Origin of the sequence: Paraflavitalea devenefica, assembly GCF_011759375.1 — a bacterium.
Lineage (GTDB): Bacteria > Bacteroidota > Bacteroidia > Chitinophagales > Chitinophagaceae > Paraflavitalea > Paraflavitalea devenefica.
In genome coordinates this window covers 2,281,600-2,307,609 of record NZ_JAARML010000001.1, presented here as the reverse complement: position 1 = coordinate 2,307,609, position 26,010 = coordinate 2,281,600, and the positions used below count along the sequence as shown (strand labels likewise).

Here is a 26,010-nt window from a genome sequence, read left to right as displayed (position 1 = left end):
CGAAGGATTACACTATATTGTCAACAGCACCGCTACATAATGGCAAATGGCGGCAGCCAGCACAAAAGCATGCCAGGCGGCATGCGTATACAGGTATTTATCCCATACATAAAAAATGACTCCTATGGAGTACAAGCCTCCGCCGATGCAGATAAGCACCAGTACCGGGACAGGCAGGCTGTCAAAAAACCTGCGTCCGCCCACTACCATGATCCATCCCATGAATAAATAAATAATAACAGAAATGATCTCGAACCTTCCTGTAAAGCGTACTTTAAAGAAGATACCTATAATGGTAAGACCCCATAATACCGATAAGAGGGTTATACCAAACGTATTATTCATATACACCAGCAGGAAAGGGGTATAAGTGCCGGCAATGAGAAAATAGATGCTGATATGATCAAGGACCTTAAAGATCCGTCTTATCTCCGGCTCCGTAGTAACATGATAAATAGTGGAAGTAGTAAACAGCAATAAAAAGCACAAACCATAGATACCCGAACCTACAATGCCAGATATATTGCCATGGGCAGTGGCAATACCTGTTAGAACCGGAAGACCACTGATGCCAAACAGCATACCAAAGCCATGTATCAAACCATTGACAATCTCCTGATGGCGGTTATATGTTTCCATAATCAATAGTATTCAACTTTGCAAAGGTCCGGATTCAGGGCTTGATCTCACTCACCAGCACAGGCCAGTTGGTATCGGGCACATGCGCCTGCTGCATGCATGATGCTATCTTCTTTACTATATCCGGATGGGCTGCTGCTATATTTTGCTGCTCTGCCGGATCATTTTTAAGATCATATAATTCTATCGGACCATCTTTCACTTTTGATACGTTCAGCCGCACGCCTTTCCAGTTACCGTAACGCACCGCCTGCTTGCCGCCCTGTTCATGAAATTCCCAATAGAAATATTCATGCGCCTGCTGCGGTTTACCGGTCAGGGCAGGTACAATGGAAATACCATCCGTGTTTTTTGATACCGGTACATTAGCCAGTTGCTGAAAAGTAGGGAACAGGTCCCACCAGGCAGCCGGTTGTTCATTCACCATACCAGCCCTGATCTTCCCCTTCCAGTTGGCAATAAACGGCACCCGGATACCGCCTTCATACAGATCGCGCTTGATACCCCTGAAGATGCCATTGCCATCGAAGAGCTCCGGGTCGCCACCGTCTTCCCGGTGCGGACCATTATCACTGGTGAAAATGATAAGGGTATTATCGGCCTGACCACTTCGCTGAACAAACCGGTAGATCTCTCCCACATACCTGTCGAGCCTGCTTACCATCGCGGCAAAGGCAGCATGCGGATAAGGCTCAAAGCGGCCTTTGGAAGGCGCACCAGGTGGAAGTGGTGGTTCATTAAACTGTTTTACGTAACGCTGGTATACACTGTCGCGCGGTACATCCAGGTCGCCATGCGGCAATGTGTAGGGAAGGAAAAGAAAGAAAGGTTTATCCCCCGTTTGTTGCAGGAAATCCATAGCAGCCTGGTGTATCTTATCGCCGGAGTACATGGAATCACTGGTACGGTTACCGGGGAAATCAATACGTTTGTCATTGTCCCACAGGTGATCCGGGTAATAGTTATGCGCTTCCGACTGACAGTTGTATCCATAAAAACGCTCAATGCCCTGCTTCAATGGTTCACCCGCAGAGCCGGGATAGCCCATACCCCATTTACCAAAGGCGGCGGTCCTATAGCCGTTCTTCTTCAATACTGCTGCAATGGTGAGGGAAGAATCGGGTAAAGGGAATTGCCCTTCCGGTTTAAAGCCCCGGTTGCCACGGATGGGGGTATGCCCTGTATGCATGCCAGTCATGAGGCTGGCACGTGAAGGAGCACAAACAGTAGTGCCGGAATAAAATTGCGTGAACCGCATGCCGGAAGCGGCGAGTTGATCAATATTGGGCGTAGCCACTTTCTGTTGCCCGTAACAATGAAGGTCGCCATAACCCAGGTCATCGGCCACGATCAATATAATATTGGGTTTGCGGTTACTGGCAGACTTTTGCTGAGCCTGTACTGTACCGGTGTGAGTCAGCAATAAGGTGCATACAAGAGCGGGAACAATTAGTTTCATGCGCATTATTTAAACCATGCACAATTTAAAAGAAAAGCCCGACAACTTACGTTGTCAGGCGTTCCTTCTTATAGATCATGCACTTTAAAAACGTCTTCCGCCACCGCCATTGCCGCCACCCATTCTTTGCATACCACCGCCATTGCCCCTGTTCTGTCCGCCATTGGCCCTGCCGCCAAAACGGTTCAGGTTGTACATAAAGGTCACCAGGAAATAACGACGCAGTGTTTCTGTGAAAGTATCTTCTATATAATACTCATTGATAGTACGGTCAATATTCTTATTCTGGTTCAGCAGGTCTACCACACTGAAACGCAGCTCACCATTCCGCTTCTTAAACATGACCCAGGCAATGCTGGCATTCCACAGGGGAATAGGCTGGTTAAAGCCATCAGCCCGGCCACTGTTTACATAATAATCGAAATCACTGCTCAACATTACCCGTTTCAGGAAAGTATAGGTTACATCCAGTGAATAGTTGTGGTTGAAATACCGGTTGTTGGAGTTTTCCTGGAAGCCGTACCGTGCGTCATTGTAGTTGAAGTTGGCGCTGGTACCCACATCCAGTCTATCGGGAATATTATAATCATACCGGATACGCTGTCCAAGCGTGGTAGTGGTATTATAGCCCATCACACCCTTCTGCTGGCTTACATCACGGTTATAACGTACCGTACTGGTCAGGTTCAGGTTCATGGGACTACGGCGGCCGGTGGTCACCTTGATCAGGGGAACACCCACTGTACCGGAGAAGGAAGCATTCCAGGCGCCGTTCAGGTTCACCGGACGGATCAATTGCGTGGTACTATTGATCAGCTCCATGCTGTTCACGATCCTGTTACTGATCACGGTGGCATTGAGGTTCAGGTTAAAGAACAGGAAGTTGGATACATTGAAGGTATTATAGCTGAAATTGAAGTTATTGGTAAACTCCTGCTTCAGGTTGGGATTACCGGTACGGTATACCAACTGGTTACTCTGGTCTACCACATCCTGCAACTGGCTGATGCTGGGAGCGCGGGTACTTCCCCGGTAACCAAAGCGGATACTTTTTCGGGTGCCCAGGTTATAATTAAAGTTGGCATTGGGGAAGAAGTTGGTGTACCGCTGACTCATGGTACTGTCCTTACCCGTCATAGCCCGGTGGCTCAGGTTCTCTAAAATGGCGAACTGTACAGCGCCGCCCAACTGGAAATCATACTTCTGCTTTTTCACCCGGAAGTTGGTTCCCAGCCTGCTGGAGATAAAGGTATTTTCGAAGTAGTTGGTCTGATTCTTATTCACGCTGTCATACTCGCCCGATGAAGCCCTGTAATCGAAGGTCTTCCGGTCGCTCGTGCTTTCATTGATGGAATAGGCATAGTTTAATTCCAGTATCTTATCGGTACCAAACATTTCTGTCAGGGATGAGCTCACGGTATTATTCCAGGAGGTGGTGATCTGTTCATTTTGCTGGCGCTGGTCCCTGGTATAGTTCCAGGTGCTGTCGGGATTATAATAATTATATGGTGAAATAGTGTACCCATCGCCTTCACTGTCATTCACGGCGGTACTCCAGCCAATGGTAAAGGTGCGGCCCGGCTTTTTGAAGCGATGGCGGAATAAGAGGTTATTGTTAAAGCTAATGCCATCACGCTGATTGGTGCGTGAGCTGCTTCCTTCAATCGCTTTATAATTGTACTTGGGCGTGGAAGATATCGTAACAACGGAATCGAGGCTTTCCGATTCCGATTGCTGGATATTGATATTGGGCGTAAGCAGGATGGAGTTCATGCTGTCAATCTCATATTCCCAGCGAAATCCGAAGCGATGACTAAGGTTATCATTCTTCCGGTAGGATTGCTCATCACTCAGGGAAGTGGAATCATTGGCAAAAAGGTTCTGCCGCAAACTCTTGCTACGGTTAATAGTGCTGGTTTTGGACACAAAGTAATTGCCACTGAATTCCATTTTCCGGCCCCAGTCGTCCCGGTAATTCACGCCCGCGCTCCAGGATTTGGTATTACCATTGCCGGCGCTGCCACCACCTCCTCCGCCACCACCGCGGCCTCCGCCACCTCTTCCGCCACCACCACTAAAGCCGCCCATGCCTCCCATACCACTGATCATGTCATTGGAGGAAAAACCCAGCCGGTTGATATTATTAGCACCACCAATAATGGATATACGCTGGTCTTCATCAAACATATTCAAAGACAGGTTGCCCGTGTACCGGTCATTGCTCCCTGCCCCCACTGTAGTGCGGCCAAATATACCTTTACGGCGGTCCTTCTTCAATTTGATATTAATGGTACGCTGGCGGCTGCCGTCATCAATGCGGGTAAACTTGGCTTGATCACTCATGTCATCAAATACCTGTATACTTTCCACCATCTCCGCCGTGAGGTTCTTGGTAGCCAGCTTGGGATCATTGCCAAAAAACTCTTTGCCATCTACATAGATCTTGGGAATGTTTTCACCCTGGGAGCTAACGTTACCATCTTTATCCACTTCCACACCCGGCAGTTTCTTCAGCAGGTCTTCTACCGTGGCATTGGGTTTTGTTTTGAAGGCGCTGGCCCTGAATTCGACCGTATCTTTTTTAATAGTAATAGGCGGTGCAGTGACGATCACACTGGCCATCATGGAAGTATCGGTATTCAATTTCACTGAATCGAGGTCAAAAACTGACCTGGCTGCTGTGATATCCAGGTTACGCATAAAAGGCGCATAACCAGTGAAACTAATGCCTAATATATAGGAGCCTGCGGGAATGTTCTTTAGTTCAAAAGCGCCCGTCTTATCGGTTACAGCAAAACCAGTGGCCGATGAATCTTCCTTGTTCGTTATTGTAACAGTAGCGTCGGGCAAGGGGAGATTATTCATCACATCCACTACTTTACCTTTAATACTGCCAGTCACTTTTTGCTGGGCAAGCAGACAGTGGCCTGTCAGTAGCACCAATAAGGTCAGGGTAAATAACTTCATGCGTTGATTTTGGACGGGTTATAAGATATTGGACGTCGGCTTTTGCTGAAACCAGCAAGATACAACCGATTTTTTTACGCATATACCAGGTTTGCCAGCAGGATTTAATAAAATGCTAACAGTCATTAATGACTCAATCCCTGACTACCGACTTTACCCCCCTGATAATCACCCTTATTGATATATTTCTACTTCTATTATGCTTAACGTGCCTGTTGCGTTGGCATCATTCCTGGCTACCCCGTCATCCAGCTTTTTACCGGATACCTCCACACTATTATTATCCTGAGTGGTGGTATTACCCAACAAACTTATCCTGACTTTCTTTCCTTTGTGTGGCGTACACACAGCAGTATAGTAACCTAATGACCTTTCTGTATTGCCTTTAAATATTTCCTTACCATCTACCGTGATGCGAATAGGATAGGTCCTGCTACGGAAGTTATTCAGCTTCAGGGTCACTTCCCGCACCGTTGCCGCTTCGCTCAGTTCATATTCGATCCAGGCATCAGACAATTGGCGGCCATTGTTCCACTCGGTAAGTTCATTATCATCAAAACTTTCAAAAGCACTGTCGGCATGCGCCCCGGCCGTTGCCTTTACAATGGTCAATGCCTGGCGCTTCCAGGTAAAAGAAGGAGTTAATGGCGTAGGTCCTTTGCTTAGGTTGGAAGGAAGCCCATCGCCCGGCAACTGCGTACTTAATCCCTGCTTCACCATCACCGGAAGGGTGGTCAGGGTGAGGGTCGCCGGCTGAAGACCGTCTGCTTTGGCTGTTAGTACAACTTTACCTGCCTGCGTAGTGCTGCGTATCAACACCCGGTTTACGCCACATTCCACCGGCAGGTCTTTGGAAAGAATATAATTATCCGGTCCCTGCGCCATGCCGCCACGCCATTCGGCTGCCCCTTCGAGCGAGAAATGGACCAAATTCAGCGCAGTGGGACAACGTTTGCCTTTTGCATCTGTCACTTCCACCTCTACCAATGCCAGGTCATGGCCATTGGCTTTGAATCCTGCCGGGCTTACTATCGGTGTCAGTTTAACTGCATAGGCCTCTCCGGCAGTTGACTTTTCGGCAGTAACTATTTTCTTTCCCTGCGCATCGTAACCTGTTGCTGCAATGGTGCCGGCCTGCCAGCTTACATTTTTGAAGGTATAGAGGAACCGGTTGCTTTGTTCGCCAAAACCCAATGACTTACCATTCACAAATAACTCCACTTTATCAGCAGAGGAAATGACATATACATCTTTGGTAACTGCCGGCGTATAATTCCAGTGACCTACAATATGAATACGTGGCTTTTCAATATCTACCCATCCCTCCCACATTACCTGGTGGGCGAAATAGTTTTCCTTATAAATGCGCAGGGCATCCACTTCTCCGCTCCTGCGGTAATTCTCGGCACCACGGTGATGGGTATTGGATTCAGAGAATACAATGTTCACCCCACCAGAGCTCACCCGCTTGCCGGTACCCGGCCTTTCTTTCCAGAACTCATACCAGCGTGCAATGTTTTCTTTGGCGTGTGATTCCTGGTTACGGTTGTATTCCGGAGCTGGCTGTCCCTTGTGCTGCGGGCCATCGCCATCTTTGTGATAAGGAGGCGAATAGTCGTCCCAGTATTTACGCAGGCCCTCATCCCTTGAATATTCCATGGCCCACACCGGTATATGGGCGCTTTTGTTGATGTACAACATCTCGCCGCCATATTCAGCCACCTTACTATCCAGCATCTCCCGGCTTCCGATGGCCCTCCCGCCATGCGGATCATACTGATCACGGATGGCTTTCATAGCTGCCATGTGCTGCTCACTGATGGACTCATTGCCCGACTCGTAAAAGATGATACTGGGATTATTCCGGTTATAGATAATAGCGTCCCGCATCACCTGTGTACGTTGCGTCCAGCGCGTGCCTTCCACGTCTCTTTCCGCATCACCGGCCGGCATGGCCTGCATAAGCCCTACCCGGTCGCAGCTTTCCACATCCTGCTTCCAGGGCGTGATGTGCATCCAGCGCACCAGGTTGCCATTGCTTTCCACCATAAGTTGATTGCTGTAATCGCTCAGCCAGGCCGGCACACTCAGACCAATCGCGGGCCATTCATTGGATGTTCGTTGTGCATATCCCTTGATCTGTATTACCCGGTCATTGAGGTATACCATGCCCTCTTTAAAAGCCGTTTTCCGGAAACCTGTTCTGGTGACTACCTTATCCACTTCTTTTCCGTTTATCTTCAGGAGGGTCTCTACTGTATACAGGTATCCATATCCCCAGCTCCAGAACTCCAGGCCCTGCACAGCCGCCGCCGCTGTCAGGATGCCGGTAGCGCCTGGCGCGAGCGTACTGCGGTTGCCTGCAAAAGTTTTTACCGGCTTTCCCTGCCCGTCTTTGATCAGCACTTCATACTGTACAGTGGCCGGTTGCGCACTTTCATTTTTTACTTCCGACGCTGCATGCACCACAGCGCTTTTACCACGGATATTAAAACTGTCGGCATAGATGTATACGCCTGTTGTACCAAGGTTGGAGAATAAAGGCAAAGTCTGGTACACTTTACCTGTTACATGCAGGTATACATTTTTGGGAATACCACCGTAATTGGCATTGAAGTTCTTATCACTCCACTGGTATTTGGTATTGGTGGCTTTTTCACGATAATCCCAGCTATTGTCGGTACGCACAGCAATTACATTATCAGCGCCACCGGTGTTCACCAGGCTGGTAATATCATAACCAAAGGCAGTTACGCCATTTTCATGCAGGCCAATATGGGTGCCGTTTACATATACATCTGCCGCCTGTCGCACTCCTTCAAACTCCAGGAATATCTTTTGTCCCTGCTGCGTAGCAGGGATGGCAAAATGTTTCCGGTACCAGGCTATGCCGGTAGAGAGGTCAACAATATCTTTTTTAAAGGCATCATCTTCATTCCAGGCCCGCGGCAGTGTAATGGGCTTCCAGGAAGCATCATCATAATTAACCGCCTCTGCACCTGCGATATCTCCCACCTGCAATTTCCAGCCGGGATTGAAATTGTATTTTACCCTTTGGGCAGCAACAGTAATAGTGATCAGCAATAGAAGAGAAGTGGCAATGTATTTCATGGCAATAAAAGCGTTCGCGGATCACACAGATGCACAGCAGCATTTGTACAATTCGCATAAGATTTGTGTAATTCGTATCAATTCGTGTATTACTTCTTCAGCTTGTACACTTCCGATCCTGCCAGCAGGAAACAACCCAGCCCATAATCTTCAAAATCCGGTACATTGGTATAGCTAACCGGCTGACCGTCTTTAGGCTCTTTACCGGTACCCTGTACATAACCCAGCATGCCATTCGGGTGCAGACAATCTTTCACCATGGCATTCCAGGCATTGATCACTACCGGCAGGTAAGTTTGTCTGTCAATAATGCCTTTATTAATACCCCAGGCCATACCATAGGTAAACAGGGCAGTGCCGGTAAGCTCTTTACCACCAAAATACGTGGAATCGTGCAGACTTACATTCCAGAAACCATCTGTACGCTGAATGGGCAATAAGGCTTTCAGCATGGCTTTATAATCTTCCAGGTATTCCTTGTAATGCGGATCAGTTTTAGGCAACCATTCCATCGTACGCACCAGTGCCGCCACTACCCAGCCATTGCCACGGCTCCAATAGCAATCCTCTCCATTCGGCTCTTTATAGGGTGGTACAAAATCCTTATCGCGCCACCACAATCCCTCGGCTGCATTGTACAAACCATTGCCGCCATGTTTGTATTTGGAAAAGCTGTACAGGTCATATAGCTTGCGGAAATAGGCAGTATCCTGGTAGATCACGCCCAATCTTGTATATATGGGCATCGCCATTTGCAGGGCATCGATCCAGTTCCAGTCGTCCTGCTTATCACTTTGCACCATCAGATCAATAGATGCCTTGATATCGCGAATATGCGTGGAATCCTTGCTTTTGAGGAATAGCTCTATATAAGTTTGTCCGCAACATTGATTGTCGGCATTCCGGGTACGGATACCATCCCGCAACCCCCATTTGTGCTTGTTGCCCCATTCGTAGGCATAATCTATATAGGCCTTCTTTTTATCGGTACGGTACAACTCCATCAGTCCTTCATAATACACAGCACGGGTCCAGATATTGCTGGGACGCTCCCGGTTGGTAATAATAGACTTGCCCGGATCGGGCCACTTTTCCATGAAGTATTTATTGGCCAGTGTCATGGCCTTTAGCACTTCTTTCTTCTTTGGTATAGACTGTGCCTGTACTGTAATAGTCACCGTCAACATTGCTGCAACAAGAACAATCATTCTATTCATAACATGCTTTGAACTGTATTTCATTCTGAATGCTGGCTTCTGAATGCTGTATTCTTGTATTCCTATTTCTTCACATACTTTTTCAGCTCACAATCTTTCAGGGCCTGCACACCTTTCACTACGATCTCCGCATTCAGCTTTGCGCCGGCTTCATTGGTATGGGTATGATCAGCGGGAAAGAAAGTCTTTACCTGATCAGGCCCCAGCTTTTCATATTCATCTGCAATGGCATTGTTGAGGTCAATAAAATAAGCGCCGGTGGAAGTGGCCGTTTCCCGGGCCCATTTGCCATAACTATCATCTGCACGACTTACTTTACCGTCTTTGAAATTATTACGGGGCACCGGTGAACAGATGATGGGAATAGCACCCTTAGCCTTAGCCTCATTCACATATTTACGCATGTACCAGCCATAGGTGTATACCACCTCCTGTTTTTTGGTAATGGGATTGTAGATATCCTTGCTTTCTTCACCAATGCCCCGGATGGTACCACGGGCACGGGCTGTATCATCGAGCGGACCGGCATCATTATGACCAAACTGCATGAGCACAAAATCACCGGGCTTCAGTTCATCGAGGATGCGCTGCCAGCGACCTTCATTGATAAAGGTGCGGCTGCTTCTGCCACCAATGGCATGGTTGCGTATGCTGATGGCATTGGTATCAAAGAAAGGCGCCAGCAGGCTGCCCCAGCCCCATTGCTGGTTGGTGCCCTTTCCATCGCCATTGCGCACGGTAGAGTCTCCAATGATATACAGGGTAGGTTTTTGTTGCTGCCATATAATAAATGACATGGTGCCCGCTACAGACAGCAGCAGTATAACAGCCTTCAGGTATTTGCTAAACTTTGTTTTCATATAATTTTCTATCGTGTATTAAACAGCTAATTATTATTTCCTTCCAATCCCTTTAACTCCTGCTTCCGGTGCAAGCAATTTAATATTGGGTTTGGGCGGGTTCTTCATGCCTTCTCCCATAAAGAAGCTGGTATGTGGCGGTTGGTTATAGGCTACATTTTGCCAGGCAATGCTGAGCCGGTATTGCGGGTCATGCATCAGGGTATAAAAACGATGGGTGGTTGGTATGGAGGTAGAGAAAATGCGCAGCTCTTTATTGTCCGCAGTACGGTAGATCACTTCCTCGCGCCAGTCTCCCCAGATATCAGCGCTCAGCACAGGGTTTGACTTGGTGCCATTATTGCGCACACAATTGTATTGTGCCGCTTCCAGCAGGCGGTTCGTTTTACTGTTCTCATAATCCCATTTATCAATGGTAGTACCATTCAATACTTCGCTCAGTACATCGCCATCCCACCAGATGCCCATGTTACAGGCCGGCGTATTGTTGGCTATTTTATTTCCTTTGCAGTCAAACATGCCGGTAATGCCGGCGCCTGCTACCCAGCACTCATAACCGGGATAACGGGGATCAATGTCCAGCGCCAGTCCACGGCCCGGACCTTCCCCATCTTCCCCCGCTTTTACAGAAGCTTTCTTCCATAATACGGCCCCTGTTTTAGCATCCCGGAAGTTGGCGCCTGCATCATCAAAACGTTCCTGTATATCGAATACTTCCATGCCGGGATGAGTGGGATCGAGGTCTGTTACATGCAAGGCATCGCCATGGCCCAGTCCGGTTGAATACAATCCTTTGCCATCATCATCTATCGTCATAGCGCCATATACGATTTCATCTTTACCATCGCCATCCACATCGGCCACTGTTAAATTGTGATTGCCCTGGCCTCCATAGGCAGGATTTCCCTGCTGGGAATCGAATATCCAACGGGAGTTCAGCTTCCCTCCCTTCCAGTCCCAGGCAGCCAGCACGGTACGTGTATAATAACCACGGCACATCACCAGACTGGGATGCACGCCATCCAGGTAAGCCACACAGGCCAGGAAGCGGTCCATACGGTTGCCATACCCATCGCCCCAAATGCTTTTCAGTTCATCGGTAGTGGGTGTGAGGGAAGAAGGATGCCTGGCAGGTAAATAGGCAGTAGTAGCCAGTGCAGCGCCGGTAAGTCCATCAAAAATGGTAAGGTATTCAGGGCCTGCCAATATATAACCACGCTCATTGCGCCAATCTTTGGAGGAGTTGCCAATCACTTTTCCTTTGGCATCTATACTGCCATCAGCAGTTTTCATGGCAATCTCTGCCCGGCCATCACCATCCAGGTCATACACCATGAACTGGGTATAATGCGCGCCCTCCCGGATATTCTTACCAAGGTTGATGGTCCATAATAAAGTACCATCCATCTTATAGGCCTGAAAAATGGGAGGATCAGTAATGCCTGCCTGGGAGTTGTCTTTGCTGCGGCCTGCCTGGTGCAGGATGAGCTCATACTCACCATCTCCATCGAGGTCACCTACAGACGCATCGTTGGGCGAATAGCCGTCGGGCGTTTGCAATGGCAATGAAACATAGGGCAAAGTACCCGGTTGCAGGGTGAAGGAAGTACTGGTCATCACTTCCTCTCCTTTTATCCACTCCCTGACAAAGTAAGTATAGCTCTTTGTAGTATCAGCAGTAGTATCTTCAAAGGAAGTGGAAGACGTAACCGGCTGCTTATTCAGCTTAACAGGCTTACCGGATGCTGTCTTACGATACACATTAAAAGCAATATTATCAGGATCGGTGCCCAGCAGCCGCCAGCTTACAAAAACATGTCCATCAGGTTTTGCTGCAGCATGCACACCGCGGCCAAGCCATTCCATTTGCCGCTGTGCAGGAAGCGGACCAAAAGCAAGCAGGAATAACAGGCAGAGTAAGGAGTATTTCTTTTTCATATAGCTACTAAAATGCAAGTCGTGGCTGCCATCATAATCGTTGCATCACATCCATCCACTAATAATGATCAGCGCCGTTTTTGACGTTGAAAAGGTAGTGTGGCTTGCGGGGTTGTCCATCCTGTACTGTTCTGAAAAGCAAAGTGGCGAGTGATACAAAGAACCACTCGCCACTCGTCATTTGCCGATTGCCATTCATCACTGCTTCGTCACCTTCGTCGAAATGGTTTTATCATTATGTATAATCTTCACCAGGTACCATCCTGCACCCCAGGCAGTTCCTACCTGTACTTTATTTTGTCCTTTCCCTTTCTCAATCAGTCGTCCTGTTGCATCATAGGCTTCATAATGGAAAGCGCCCGGCGCTGTTAAGAAAAACACAGTGGGCGAAGGATTGGGATACACAGCGATCCTGATGCGTTCGTCCGCAGCATGTACATCGCTCAGGGCGATCCTGGCGCCGGTGCAACTCACCGCTGCCGGGTTATTGCCTGTTATAACAAGGTTATCAATATTGGCGGGGCCTGTAGCATTGATACCTTCCAGGCGCAGGTTCACCGTACCAGCCGGCAGGGAAACATTGGTTGATACATTGGTCCAGGTGGTCCAGTTGGCAGTAGCCGGGAAACCAATGCTGGCTACAGCCGTACTGCCATTCACCAATAATCGCGCAGGCCTGTCGGCGCCACCTCCATTGGAATAGCGCCAGTTGAGGTTATAGCTGCCGGCAGCAGGGGTGGTAATACGCCAGTTTACACCAGCATTGGCAGCATTATTGCCATTGGCAAAACCAGTGCCCGTAAAGCCGGCATTGTTATTATCTACTGTTCCATCCACACTGCAGAAACCGGTGGTGTTTTCCTGTATCGTAATACTATTACCACTTGGTGGCGGTGCGCCCACCATCACAATATTGGGCGTGGGTGGTGCACTCATATCGGTACCCAGGTAAAAGCCCGGATGCGGCGGTTGGTTGTAAGCCGTGTTCTGCCAGGCAATGGCCATGCGGTATTGTGGATCGTGCATGAGGGTGTAGATGCGATTGGTGGCCAGTATCGTAGTGGTGTATATTCTCAAGGCGCTGTTATCAGAAGCTCGCAGGATCACCTCTTCGCGCCAGTCGCCCAATACATCTGCACTCAATGCCGGCGTGGCCTTGGTGCTATTGTTGGAGGCGGTGCCGCTGGCCGATAATAGCGTACTTACAGAAGAAGAACTGTAATTCCATTTGCTAATGGTGGTGCCATCCAGCAGTTCTCTGGAAAGATCGGCATCCCACCATACCGCAAAGTTGATAGAGGGTTTAGTAGTCGTTATCTGTACACCTTTACAGGTATACAATCCGCCACGGGAAGCCCAGCATTCATATCCTTTATAACGCGGATCAATATCTGCTGCCAGTCCGCGGCCCACATCGGCACTGGCCTCTGCAACAGTCCACAACCTTGCACCATTGGCGGCATTCACCAGGGCGGCGCCTACCTGCCCATTACTGCCCGGACTTTCATAAGGCTGCCATATTTCCAGTCCGGCCCTGTCGGGGTCCATATCACTTACATGCAGGGCATCGCCGTGGCCCATACCATTGGCCCAGGAACCGGTACCATTATCATTGATGGCGCTGGAACCATTGATGGTTTCCTGCCTGCCGTCGCCGTCAATATCGGCTACACTTACCTGGTGATTGCCCTGGCCGGCATAGGCGCTGTTGCCGGAATTGTTGCTGTCAAAATTCCAGCGTTGTGTAAGCTGGCCATTGCGCCAGTCCCAGGCCACACGCACCAGGCGGGTATAATAACCGCGGCCAAACACCATGCTGGGACGCTGACCATCGAGGTAGGCTACATTGGCCACAAAACGATCTACGCGGTTACCATAGTTATCGCCCCAGGAGGATACCGTTCCTCTTGCAGGCAGGTAGTTGGTGGTAGCCATGGCTGCACCTGTTTGTCCATTGAATACCGTGAGAAATTCCGGTCCGGTGAGCACATAGCCGCTGGAATTGCGGTAATCGGCAGAAGAACTGCCGATATAAGTGCCCGCGCCATCGCGGGTAGCATCGGCTGTTTTGCAGGCCATTTCGGCCTTGCCGTCGCCATCAAAGTCATACACCAGGAACTGTGTGTAATGCGCGCCGGCCCTGATATTACGGCCCAGGTCAATACGCCACAGGCGGGTACCATTGAGCTTGTAGGCATCAATGTACACATTACCGGTATAGCCGCTTTGTGAATTGTCTTTGGCATTGGTAGGGTCCCACTTCAATATGATCTCATATTCGCCGTCACCGTCCAGGTCGCCTACAGAGGCATCATTGGCAGTGTAGGTATAGGCTTCGCCACTGGGTGTGGTACCGCCAGCCGGTATTTGCAGCGGCACGTTGAGGTAGGTCTGTGTAGTAACGCCTGCTCCGGCAGAAGCGGTCTGTTCCACACCACCGATCACCGGCCGCACGGTATAGGTGTCATTGGTGCTCACATTGTCCACCACATTGGTAGAACCGGTGATGGGTGAAACATTGATCTTCGTAGCGCCCCGGTACACGTTGAAAGCAATACCAGAGGGATCGGTACCCAGCATACGCCAGCCTACATATACCTGGCTGCTGCTGGTGCGTACAGCCACCACACCTCTGCCCAGGTACTCCATCTGGTACTGGGCATGCAATGCACAACTGATCAATAAACAGCAGAGAAAGAAGGATAGCTTCCGGCTGAGGAGCCTGGCAAAGCGGTGTTGCCCGGGGCGCAAGCTAATACCCCGTGTAGCACACAGTAGAGAACATTTCATATGGCTTATGTTTGGTTAAAGAAAACGAGGTCCGGGCCGCTGACGTAAAAGCGTCAACAGTCGAGCGTGCAACAACCAGATTCACATCCTGGATTTATTTTCACGGCTAAAATAACAGGCTGATAATGCCCCGGGGAGAGTTAAAAAACCGGAGAGAGTACCTGCATGTTGTATGCAGTCTTATTATTAGCAAATGCAAGCATATAAATTTAGAATAATGCTAACTGTTGGCTATCCTGTACCGTCATGGAGAAAGATCATCGCAAGTTAATCATACAGTTCCGGGTACTTTGCTCTTGATATACAACAAACACTTTCCTCTATCGCCCCTGTTGCCGGCGGCCTATCTTTCCCGGTGTATCAATACTTCTGTGATTATATCTTTTTTGAACCAGCATTGCTGCTGAAATGCCTGGTCAGCCAATCGTTTATTATGGGCATCATAACAGGCAAAGTAGTTGATCACTAAAACCGAATCAGCTCTAATCTCTTTGAGCTGGCATTTTTCAATGCGCAATTTCACCTTGTCCACCATTTCCAGCGATTCCAGGTATTGCTCTATAAACCAGTTATTGAAACCATTGTCTTTTCTGCGCTCTACAAATTTCACCGGTTTTCCGTTGACAGGTATACTAACCGTATCAAGTGGAGAGCCATGGAATGATCGCCGGTAGAAGTCCAGGTGAGCAAATTCCTGCAGATAGGATGTGTCCAGGGCCTGGACACGAATATACCATATATCCGATCCGTCCTGTGCGGAAGATAATAGCGCGGCTGATAGCAGCAGAAAGGAGATCAGAACTTTCATGTATATATAAATATTCTTTATTAAATTATAAGAAGGCTTTTGTTTCCGGAAAAGAGGTAAACAGCAAGCAATGCTTTTAACTTATTATTGGGAATATAACCTGTTGCTTGCGTTTTTTGGCTTCACAGATCCATTGCTGCTTGCCACCTATCTGTAACCGTTGCCCAATTTATAACATTAAAGTTAGTGCTGGTTTTTTCTATGTTTAGAAATATCTTTAGTACAGATTGGGAAAAATATGAATCCATCAAAACGCCCTGCTGTGCCGCCTGCTGTGAAAGAAGGTTATATAACGGACTTTATTTCAGGGGAGCTGGTGAAAGAAACACCGGCAGAGGTGGAAGCTGTGCAGGTGTTTTCCAGGCAGTTGGTGGAAGACTATGGTTATTCCAAAGAGCAGTTGCAAACCCGTCCGCAGATGCGGAATAAAGCAAAGTCACCGGATGCACCCAAAGAATCCTTTCCTGATATAGCTGTTTTTTCCAATCATAAAAAGAAAGAGCAGGATCTCTGCATGGTGGTGGAATGCAGGAAAAAGAGCCGGAAAGATGGCCGCGACCAATTGGAAGATTACCTGCAGCACTCCTCTGCAGAACTGGGCGTTTGGTTCAACGGTGCTGAAAGGCTATTCCTAAGGAAACTTGAAAAGGGCGGCAAAATTATTTTCCAGGAGATTCCCAATATTCCCCTGGCCGGCCAGCGGGTGGAAGATATTGGCAGGTTCAGGCGGCAAGACCTGAAAACCACCCACAACCTGAAAGCCATTTTCAGGGCCATCCGCAATTACCTTGCCGCCAATACCATCGGCGCCACCCGCGATGAAGTGCTGGCCCGGCAATTGATCAACCTGATATTTTGTAAGCTATACGATGAGCAATACACCGCCCCCCATGACATGGTGCGGTTCAGAGCAGGTATCCATGAAAAAGAAGTAGCTATTGTACAGCGTATCATGGAACTCTTCCAGGAAGTTAAGGTCAACAGGCAGGAGGTGATCGAAGCCGAAGACAAGCTTACTTTGGATAACGCTTCTATCGTGTATGTGGTAGGCGAGCTGCAAAATTATTCGCTGATGAATAGTGAAAGGGATGTGATTGCCGATGCTTTCGAAGTCTTTATTGGTCATGCACTGAAAGGAGGCCAGGGACAGTTCTTCACGCCCCGTAATGTGGTACGGATGATCGTGGATATGATAGATCCTGCTGAAACGGATAAGATCATTGATCCCTCCTGCGGAAGCGGCGGATTCCTGGTTGATGCTCTCCGGTACGTATGGGCCAAAGCAGCAAAAAAGTATACTCAACTGGGTTGGCAAGAAGACCAAATAGAAAAAAGGAAGCGGGAGATAGCCGTCAACAATTTCCGGGGCATTGACAAAGACTATTTTTTAAGCAAGGTGGCCAAAGCCTATATGAATTTGGTAGGTGATGGCGCCACCGGTATATTTTGTGAAGACAGTCTCGAAAGACCCGCCGCCTGGAAAAAGGCAACACAGGTTGGCGTGGAATGGGGCAGTTTTGATGTGATCATTACCAACCCACCTTTCGGAAGTAAGATCCCGGTAACCGGCAAGGATAAGCTACAACAATATGAACTGGGGTATAAATGGAAATATGATACATCAGCCGGGCGATGGTATAAGACCGGTATACTGAAAGAGCAGGAAGAGCCGCAGGTGCTGTTTATTGAAAGGTGCTTTGAGTTATTGAAAGAGGGCGGAAGAATGGCCATGGTATTGCCCGATGGCATCTTGGGCAATGAGCAGCAGGAATATGTAAGGAATTACATACTTGAAAAAGGAAGCCTGTTTGCCATTGTTGACCTGCCATTTATCACTTTCTGTCCGCATGTGACGATCAAGACAAGCGTTCTTTTTATCCAAAAAGGCAGGCAGGCAAAAAGTGATAAAGTGTTCATCTCCCTGAATGAACATTGCGGGCATGATAAGAAAGGCCGGCCTATCCCTGAAGATGATATTACTCATGTATTTAACCACTACGCTACCCAACAATCAGACGGGCACAACTTTTTCATTGATAAGTCGGTACTGGAACCCAGTTTCATTGCCAGGCGTTACCTGCAAAAATACGTTGACAATCTGTTGAAGATAAACAGTACCACCCATGCCGTAATAGCGTTTGAAAAGATTATTGAGAAGGTACACAACGGCGCCAATATCTCTGATGCATCCATTTATACAGCCAAAAATGAAGGCATCCCTTATATATTGGTAAGCAGCATTACCAAAGAGGGGATTGACTTTGAGAACCTGAAGTATATTAAACAGTGTTTAAAGACGGATAAAGAAGTGATCAAGAATACGGTCAATGAACATTCCATTGTAATGACCAGGGCTGGTAATTCCGGCATTGCAGCCAATATCCCACCCGACCTGGTGGGCGGTGTTGCCTCCGGTTTCCTGATCAATATCACCATTCAAAAAGAAGTCAATCCCTATTACATCGTTTCCTTCCTGAATTCCCAATACGGACAAATGCAACTGGAAAGAATAGCCAGCGGCTCCATTCTTCAAAGTATCCGCTCTTCCGATCTGAAAAAGATACAGATCATTTTGCCCAACCAGGAAATACAAAACCAGATCGGCAATAAGCTAAAAGAGGCTGTTTATGCCAAAGCCGCCAGCAGAAAAAGCATAGAAGAAGCTGACAGGGATATTTTACATCTCGTCAACACAACCTACTCAGCTTAAGCAGTAACGATTTTTCCCTTGCGATGCAAACGAAAGGAGTCACTTCTTTTTAGGAGTAGTTTCCTTGTTTGCCTGCATAGTCTTAAAATACTCCCTTATCAGCGAAGTATATAATTTATTGCTGGTTACATTTAGCCGTACCTGTGCTTCATGTCGCAATGCCTCATCGGCCATAATCCTTTTGGCCTCGTAATTGGCCTCTTCCATGATTGTATTAACACGTAGTTGCTTGGGGCTGAGCTTGCGGCGGCTCATATTGGGATAACTGCTAACCACCGTTTTATCGCCGTATTGCTTGAATACGATCTGTTTGGCCAGGTGACCGGAGAGTTTTCCCACTAATAGATTTTTACTGATAGCCATAAAAAGTTGTTTTACTGTTTTATGCTACTATTCGAGGGAGCCTTAAGGTAGTACTAAGATAGTACTTTGGTTCGACTTTGGTTCGGCCTTTTTAGGGTACCCTTCAGGTATTCTTCAGGTTTTCTTAGGGTTTTCCTAAGGTTTAAACCCCAGGAAAACCCTAGGATGACCCTAAGATGACCCCAGGATGGCAGGTTGATGATAGGTGGATGATCGAACCATAAAAGCAGCCTCCCGCTTCGATGGTAATGTTTTTAAACTGAAAGTTTTGCAGGGAAGATGGTGTGGCTGTCCTGCGGCATCCTGACGGGATTACGGGTTCAGTCTTGCAAACTCTTCCTTTGTGATGGTAAACACCGTGCCATGCCGGGTACCTTTGGGAAAGCTGACCTTATCAGAGATATCTGTCCAGTGTTGCAGGTCGGGTGATTGAACAGCACCATATTTATGTTCGGTGTATTTATCAAAATAAACGATCCAGTTGCCATTGATCTTGATAACAGTAGGCCCTTCCGCCCAATATTTACCGGTGATGGGAGCAGAAGGAGAACTATAGCCGGCTGTTAAGTTTTTACTGGTAGCTACACGCAGGTTCTTTTGCGGTGGCTTCCTGGTTTCATCTTTCAGGAACATCACATATTGTTTACCGTTCTGCTGAATGGTAGCGTCAATTACATTGAAATCTTTATCGTACAAGAGCTTCGTGGGAGTGAAGGTTTTAAAGTCTTTGGTGGTCACATAATACATGCGGTGATTGTATTTATCATCACCGGCAGTATCTCCATTGCTGAAGCGGCCGGGAATGGTAGTGGCCCAGTAGATCATGTATTCTTTTTTGCGGGCATCATAGAATATCTCCGGCGCCCAGCAGTTGCGAGCTGTGGGCTCATGTTCCATCACAGGAATGTATTGCTGTTCACTCCAATGCACCAGGTCTGTGGAGCTGGCATAACCAATGCCTCTCTCATTCCAACTCACCGTCCATACCATGTGGTAAGTGCCATCGGGTCCGCGTACAATGCAGGGGTCGCGCATCAATTTGTCCTTACTCACCGTGGGTTTCAGAAAAGAGCTATCGCCCCGCAGAGCAGTCCAGCTATATCCATCATAGCTATAAGCCAGGTGCAGGCCATCTTCGCCATTGCCTTTGAAGTAAGAAAAGAAGTAGACGGGATCTGAGGATTGTGCAGCAAGGAATGCGGTTTGAACAAGCAAGCAACAAGCAATAAGGATCTTCTTCATATAGGTCTGCATGATTAAGTTACAGGTAAGGCAAGATAAATAAAGTGTAGGATTTAGAGTTATCAATTCCTCACCAGCGTCACGCTCATTAATCCGATCACGACATCATTGGCGAGGGCGTGCAGGTTGAGCGACTTTAATTCTTTGCCGGCATCGAGTGGCAGGTCAAGGATGGTGGCGGCGCCGCCATCAATGGCACGGTTGCTGAAACCTTTAATGGTGGTATATTCCGGCGCCGTAGTGCCAATGTGGCCCGTTTTGAGGTAGAGCCGCAAGGGCGTGGGTGCATCGGTTGTAAAGGCATAGCCATCCGTATAATAATCCTGCTCAATGGGCCACCAGTTCTGCGGATTCTTCAGTGCCAGCGTATCAGCCGATCCATCGGTATACTGCACCCGCACCTCCCCATTCACCAGGCGACTTTGCATGGGATTGGTGCTGCCCGCCATGATGAGGTAAGCGTGGGAGGCCCTGCCGGATAAAGCAATGACGGCAGAGTCGGGATAATTGTCCCACTGCGATGTAAACAGGATATTGTTGGCATTGGTATCGCCGGGAGTAGCAAAAGGAATATGCTGATCGAGATTCAACTCATTGTTGTTGCTGGCCAACCTGCGCAGCCCCTCATCATTGATTACCGGCTGCACCAGTGGATAACACCAGTTGCCGATACCCTGCGTGGGTAATTGCAGCGTAGGCGATACAGGACGGGGCGACAGGTACACCTGCTCAAATATTTTGGTAACCCGCGCATTCAGTTGTGCAGAAAGATCAATTTTTTCAAAGGCAATACCGATGGAAGGAATGCTCCAGTTAAGGATGGTGGTGCTCACCCGGTTATTATTTCCCCATTCAAACTGCACCTGGTTACTGCCGGTAATCAGGTACTGCGCCGGAATATGTACCGTTGGCGAAACACCCCTGGCTGTTATTTCCAAGGGCATGCGGATCATGCGTGGACCGGGATTGATAACCAGCGTGCCTTTCACGGCTGTTGTATAGTTACGTACGATAAAATAGATACCGGTAGAATCCTGCCTTGCCAGGGGCATGATAACAACAGGCGGCTTTACGGTAAAACAAACCGGCTGCCACCAACTGGCATCACCCTGCCGCAGGCGCACAAAAACAGTCTTATCACCATAAGAAGGCAATATGGTTGCCTGCATTCTGTTATTGCTAACGGAAGGTTTATTCAACACCTGCTGCGGATCGTACACATCCTGTACAAGCGCCGCGCCGCCAGTAAGTGTTAATGGTTCACCAGCTACATACGAACTATCGTTTTGTATTTTTTGCAGTGTGGCTCCTTTCCAGGTAATGCTAATCGAGTAGCGTGATTGCTTTGGTACGGTTATCTCCAACAGGGGTTCACCAATGGCTTCTTTCACTTTCCAAGTGGTTGCTTTTCCATTTACTGTTACTGCTTGTATACCTGTCTTACGCATCCGCACGCGTAATCGCAGGTGCATGTTGTGCGCAAAAGCAGGAACAAGGGTATACTGATCTTTGACGGCATCCCGTTCAAAATCAAATTGCAGGTCGGGTACCTGCAGGGAAGCATTGTTCCAGGCCGCTGGTAAACCGGGCTGTATGGTGAGCGTATCGTGCAGGGCATCGGGTTGTACACCAAACAATCCTTCTACCAGGCTTCTGGCCGCCATACCCACGGGATCGGCAAAGTCGCGGTACAATTCGCCCCGTATGGCATCATAAAAAGGCAGTTGCTGGAAGTTACCCGGACTGGCGCCGATGTACATGCTTTCCACCAAAGCACTTTTCCATAACCGGTAGGCATCTTCGGCCCGGTTGCCCTGCCAGTAAGCGAGGGAGGTGTGCAGGTTCTCTGCCAGGACTACATTGTTGATAGACCAGGTGTAGGGCTGCCAGTTGGTGGTGGACAATACATAATGGTTGCCTGTTATTCCTTTTGCCTTCACCGGTATGTGCGGGATCTTTGTATCTATATACCGCAGCGACTGCCAGGCTTTGAAAGCATCCGGTACCTTGGAATCAATGGCATGGTAAATGGTCCACAGGCCTGCAGCGGGGTGCACCATTTTCCGCCCCAGCAGGTCTTTGTATTCTGCATACCAGCCATCCTGCGGCAACCAGAGTTGCCGGTGAATAGCCCCGTAAATTTTAGCCGCTTCCTGTTGATAAGGGGTTCCCTCTTTTCCTGCTATGCCGGCCAATTGCGCCGCCAGGGTATTGGCCCTGTAATTATAGGCCGAAGAATGGGTAACACCGCCGCCACTGTATTGCAGGGCATCGCTGGCCCAGATACAACAATAGGCATCATACAGGCCATCGTTATCCCCATCAAAATTTCTTTTCTCCCAGGCGAGGTGCTGCTCTATTACCGGCCACATTTCCCGGATATAAGCCGTATCACCTGTCCAGTAAAAATGAGTAAAAAGCTGGTCTATGAACACGAGGTTCATATCATAGTGATGCGGACGTATATCGCCATTGGGATTGCGACAGATATAACCACTGCTGAATAGGGCATTACCAATCTTCTCCTGGTGACGGGCCAGGTGCAGGGCAGTATCTGCCACTACAGGAGCTGTAAGCGGTGAAGTGAGCTGCGATAAAGCGTAACTGCTGAAGTGCGTGCGGGCACGATCGTGCCAGCCCAATGGATCAGCCGCATAAGCGCCCCGCCAGGCCGGCAGGCGCATGCGCCAGGCCACAGCGCCGTGCATATAAGTAGGATCATCCCAGATGGCGTCGGCAGCAATACTCAATGCTCCGCCAAGCGTATTGATATAAGGATCGGGCGTATTAACCTGTATTCTTGCAGCCAGGTTTTTACGGACCGCTTCTGCTGTACGAAACACAGCCGGTAATTCAGTATAGTTGATAGCGGTGGCTTCCTTGCCGGGCTGGCGTACCATGAAATACAGGGTATCTGTTTTCTTCAGCGGCACTGTTCCACCTATCAATGTTGTATCGGCAACGGCAGCAGCGCGGTCCAGTACCAGCGGTGATTGTTGCCGGCCTGCATGGGCAGCATGCAATGACATGCCGGTGGGAAAAACACCTTCCAGTTTTTTGGCTCCTCCTTCCCCAAACCGGACAGTAAAGCCATTGGCCTGGATGTCATAAATATTATTGACACAATAAGCAGGTTGTAAATAAAAAGAGGATTCAGGATCGGCGCCAATGTCTCCATCACGGGAGAACTTTTTACCGGTTACGCCGCCAAAAGCACTGAATAGTTGAATGGTGGTGGTAATGCCTTTTGGAACCACCTGTATGATCATGGCTTCCTGGTCGTACGTTGCCAGGACGGTCACCAGTAATGTCCCTGCTCCCAGTAAGGGATCTTTTATTTCATACAGCATGGCGCCGGGGCGGTAAATGGCCTTGATATTTTTGGCCTCCGTAAGCCATTTACTGTTGTTACCGGCTATCATGCCCAGCTTACAATTACCACCCATGCCCGGCAGATACAGGGCAAACTCAGGCAGGTCGCCGGCCTCTACCCGGAAAGCGGTGTTGCCGCCATACAGGGCACGGTTGAACCGCAAGGCGCCATTGGTAGTAACAAAATCTTTTCCTTCCGGACGGTAATGAATAGTACGCTCCTTGCCATGCCAGGGAGTGGCAGTTGACAGTTGACAGTTAGCAGTTAAGGGGCCCGTCAGAATCAGTGCGATATATAGAATACGTATCATGGGGAAATACGTGAATCGTGAATAGCTACTTGCCACTCGTTATTTACCACTTGTCTCGCTAAGGCATCTTCCGCAATCCTTCCCACTTCACCTGCCAGGTATCTTTCGGAAAACCCGGATTACGGGTAGTATCTGCATCAGACCCGGCACACATCAACGCAATAGCGCTTAATAAACCACCATTGCCCGGCAGGTAAATCGTTAATCGTTCATCCTGGTAATTATGGCCATTTACAAGATAGGTATTTGTTCGTACTGGTAGGAATAAGGCGTCTATGGCTTTCTCAGGAATATGTAATCTGGTAGCTGTCATGGCCGTGAGGGGGAAATCCCAACCCCAGGTATCTTCCCATTTCCAGACTTTCCACACCAGATCGAATGTATTTCTCATGACAACTGTATCCAGGTTATTGCTGCCCGGAATGGAAGCATAAGTGGCCAATACAGCCGGATGGTCTGTTTTATAGCGTTCGGTAGTATAACAATCCGGCGTACTTTCAGTAGCAAGATACACTCCATTGGCTTGTGGTAAAGGGGCCAGGTTGTTAATTATTTTGTCCCATTCCGGCTTACGGGGTAATCCCAGCCGCTGCCGCCATTGCTGCGCTATATTCAACGCCCAGTGCCAGTAGGCCAGCTCATAGGTAGGATTGAAGGTAGTTACAGCATCAAAGCATTCCTGGGCAGGAATGAGCCCCTTACCCAGGTTGTATTTCTTCTTTGCGGGATCATAAGCAGGGAAAGAAGCCATAAAATCGGCGGTGGCAAAGACGAGGTCCTTGTATTTCTCCAATACCTGCTTTGCTTTTCTTTCGCGGTAGCTCAGCTCCGCCATATAGATAAAATGGGGTTGCTGCCAGATGAGGAAAGAACCGACCGAAGAGGGTGATTCATTACCGGCATGATCGGTCATTTTCTGCCAGCGCAGGCCTTCAAAGCCCTGCCGGCGCGCAATGGCTTTAGCTCCATCAGCCACCGTAGCATACCAGTCGAGGCTTTTTTCCATCAGTTCTATCCTGCCCCACAAGGCAAAATGAACAGCATGCCACCAGTGCATCTCGAGGTGCGGCTTACCATACCAGCTATTGTAGGTAAGTCCGGTTTCCTGTGGCGGATAGATCGAGGAACATTGTATTTTGGTAAGATACTGAGACAGTATGATCCTCCTTTCCAGTTCAGGCGCTCGGGTGTCTTTACTGCCGGCGAAATCTACTGCACCGCCGCTTTTCCAGAACCGCTCCCAGTACAGTTTACTATTGCTGCCGGTTTCGGCAAAAGAGGGTAAGGATACGCGGGACGGCTTTGACGCAAACAGGAAACTGGCTTCAAAAGTATTGGAGCCACCTTCAGGCGTGATCACAAACCGGTGTTGTGATTGCTGTATGATAGATGCTGGTTGTTTCCAGGTTGATTGTACCACGTATCGGGTAGTATCAAGGAGGTGGCGGATGGTTATCACCTCACCACGGGGTACGGGCAACGCACTCAAAGGCGACAGGCTACTGTGCAATTCAGTAACGTGCTTATCGGCATTGGCTTCATTCACCCCTACATCTTTAAACTGTCCATTGGGATACGGGAAATGCAGGGTAATCTTTACCTTCTTTTGTTGTACCAGCGGTGATACGATCTTCACGGCCACCAGGTCCTGTTGCTGGTGCGCATAGGTGATCACCTGCACCGGCTGACCTTCTACAGTGAAGCGGCTGTTGATCTCACCGGTCCACATGTCCAGTTGCTGGTCAATGTTTTTGATATCCTCCACAGCAGCAGGCTGACCATTCTTTTTGATGATCTCGAACCCAATATTGCCCAATTGTAAACGATGGGGATTGACGCGGAAATAATCAGCAGCATTTTTATTGCGCTCCGGCTCTTTCCATTGCACAGGATAAGGGATCTTTTTGCCTTCCAGCTCGTAAGTACGTAGCGATTCTTCGAATTTATAGTTGCCGGTATTGGGAAAGCTGTGCCAGCCCCATTCGGATTGGGTGCCCAGGGGCACACCTCCTTTATAAAAAGCCGGGAAGCTTTGCAGGCCGGTAACATCTACTGTAAAAGCGAAGCTGCCATTGCCTACGGATAGCGATGACAGGGAATCCGCTTTATTGATCTTAATGGTATGGCGTTGTACAACTGCTTTGCGGTTAATGGCTGCTTGCTGTGCATTGGCCACGTAACAGGTTAACGATAATACACCTATTGCTATCCACTTCATGCTAT

At 48.6% G+C, this 26,010-nt stretch carries 14 protein-coding genes; 1 reads left to right on the top strand and 13 read right to left on the bottom strand.

From position 1 onward, the window contains the following. Positions 1 to 12: 12 nt before the first annotated feature. The 9 genes from trhA to HB364_RS09295 all read right to left on the bottom strand — a co-directional run bounded on the left by trhA (position 13) and on the right by HB364_RS09295 (position 15,789). The gene (trhA, locus tag HB364_RS09335) at positions 13 to 639 is read right to left on the bottom strand and encodes a PAQR family membrane homeostasis protein TrhA (RefSeq protein WP_167287615.1); all 627 of its coding nucleotides are present in this window, start codon (positions 637 to 639) and stop codon (positions 13 to 15) included. A 34-nt stretch (positions 640 to 673) separates the two neighbouring features. Beyond that, on the bottom strand, positions 674 to 2,098 hold the full coding sequence (locus HB364_RS09330; protein ID WP_208419885.1) for an arylsulfatase: 1,425 nt from the start codon (positions 2,096 to 2,098) through the stop codon (positions 674 to 676). 84 nt (positions 2,099 to 2,182) lie between these two features. Next, the gene (locus HB364_RS09325) at positions 2,183 to 5,065 is read right to left on the bottom strand and encodes a TonB-dependent receptor (RefSeq protein WP_167287613.1); all 2,883 of its coding nucleotides are present in this window, start codon (positions 5,063 to 5,065) and stop codon (positions 2,183 to 2,185) included. 174 nt (positions 5,066 to 5,239) lie between these two features. Continuing rightward, positions 5,240 to 8,176 (bottom strand): glycoside hydrolase family 2 protein, encoded by a 2,937-nt coding sequence (locus HB364_RS09320; protein WP_167287612.1) that lies wholly within the window; start codon positions 8,174 to 8,176, stop codon positions 5,240 to 5,242. A gap of 89 nt (positions 8,177 to 8,265) precedes the next feature. Next, a complete protein-coding gene (locus HB364_RS09315; RefSeq protein ID WP_208419884.1) occupies positions 8,266 to 9,393 on the bottom strand; it encodes a glycoside hydrolase family 88/105 protein in 1,128 nt (375 codons plus the stop codon). A gap of 62 nt (positions 9,394 to 9,455) precedes the next feature. After that, entirely contained in the window at positions 9,456 to 10,253 is a 798-nt protein-coding gene (locus HB364_RS09310) for a rhamnogalacturonan acetylesterase (RefSeq protein WP_167287611.1), read from the bottom strand. Between the two features lie 33 nt (positions 10,254 to 10,286). Further along, a complete protein-coding gene (locus tag HB364_RS09305) occupies positions 10,287 to 12,191 on the bottom strand; it encodes a rhamnogalacturonan lyase (RefSeq protein ID WP_167287610.1) in 1,905 nt (634 codons plus the stop codon). Between the two features lie 198 nt (positions 12,192 to 12,389). After that, positions 12,390 to 14,981 carry a rhamnogalacturonan lyase family protein gene (locus HB364_RS33500; protein ID WP_167287609.1) on the bottom strand — a complete coding sequence of 864 codons (2,592 nt, stop codon included), beginning with the start codon at positions 14,979 to 14,981 and terminating at the stop codon, positions 12,390 to 12,392. 343 nt (positions 14,982 to 15,324) lie between these two features. Continuing rightward, complete coding sequence (locus HB364_RS09295; protein ID WP_167287608.1) at positions 15,325 to 15,789, bottom strand: hypothetical protein; 465 nt, start codon at positions 15,787 to 15,789, stop codon at positions 15,325 to 15,327. Between the two features lie 238 nt (positions 15,790 to 16,027). On the opposite strand from HB364_RS09295, the gene HB364_RS09290 reads away from it, so the two are divergent. Then, complete coding sequence (locus tag HB364_RS09290; protein ID WP_167287607.1) at positions 16,028 to 18,499, top strand: N-6 DNA methylase; 2,472 nt, start codon at positions 16,028 to 16,030, stop codon at positions 18,497 to 18,499. A gap of 39 nt (positions 18,500 to 18,538) precedes the next feature. Here the strand turns inward: HB364_RS09290 and HB364_RS09285 are convergent, their stop codons facing one another. The 4 genes from HB364_RS09285 to HB364_RS09270 all read right to left on the bottom strand — a co-directional run bounded on the left by HB364_RS09285 (position 18,539) and on the right by HB364_RS09270 (position 26,005). Beyond that, positions 18,539 to 18,862 (bottom strand): hypothetical protein, encoded by a 324-nt coding sequence (locus tag HB364_RS09285; protein ID WP_167287606.1) that lies wholly within the window; start codon positions 18,860 to 18,862, stop codon positions 18,539 to 18,541. A gap of 312 nt (positions 18,863 to 19,174) precedes the next feature. Continuing rightward, complete coding sequence (locus tag HB364_RS09280; RefSeq protein WP_167287605.1) at positions 19,175 to 20,104, bottom strand: glycoside hydrolase family 43 protein; 930 nt, start codon at positions 20,102 to 20,104, stop codon at positions 19,175 to 19,177. Positions 20,105 to 20,166: 62 nt separating this feature from the next. Continuing rightward, positions 20,167 to 23,787, bottom strand: a complete 3,621-nt coding sequence (locus HB364_RS09275; RefSeq protein ID WP_167287604.1) for a DUF4450 domain-containing protein — start codon at positions 23,785 to 23,787, stop codon at positions 20,167 to 20,169. Between the two features lie 58 nt (positions 23,788 to 23,845). Beyond that, the gene (locus HB364_RS09270) at positions 23,846 to 26,005 is read right to left on the bottom strand and encodes a hypothetical protein (protein ID WP_167287603.1); all 2,160 of its coding nucleotides are present in this window, start codon (positions 26,003 to 26,005) and stop codon (positions 23,846 to 23,848) included. Between the last annotated feature and the right edge of the window lie 5 nt (positions 26,006 to 26,010).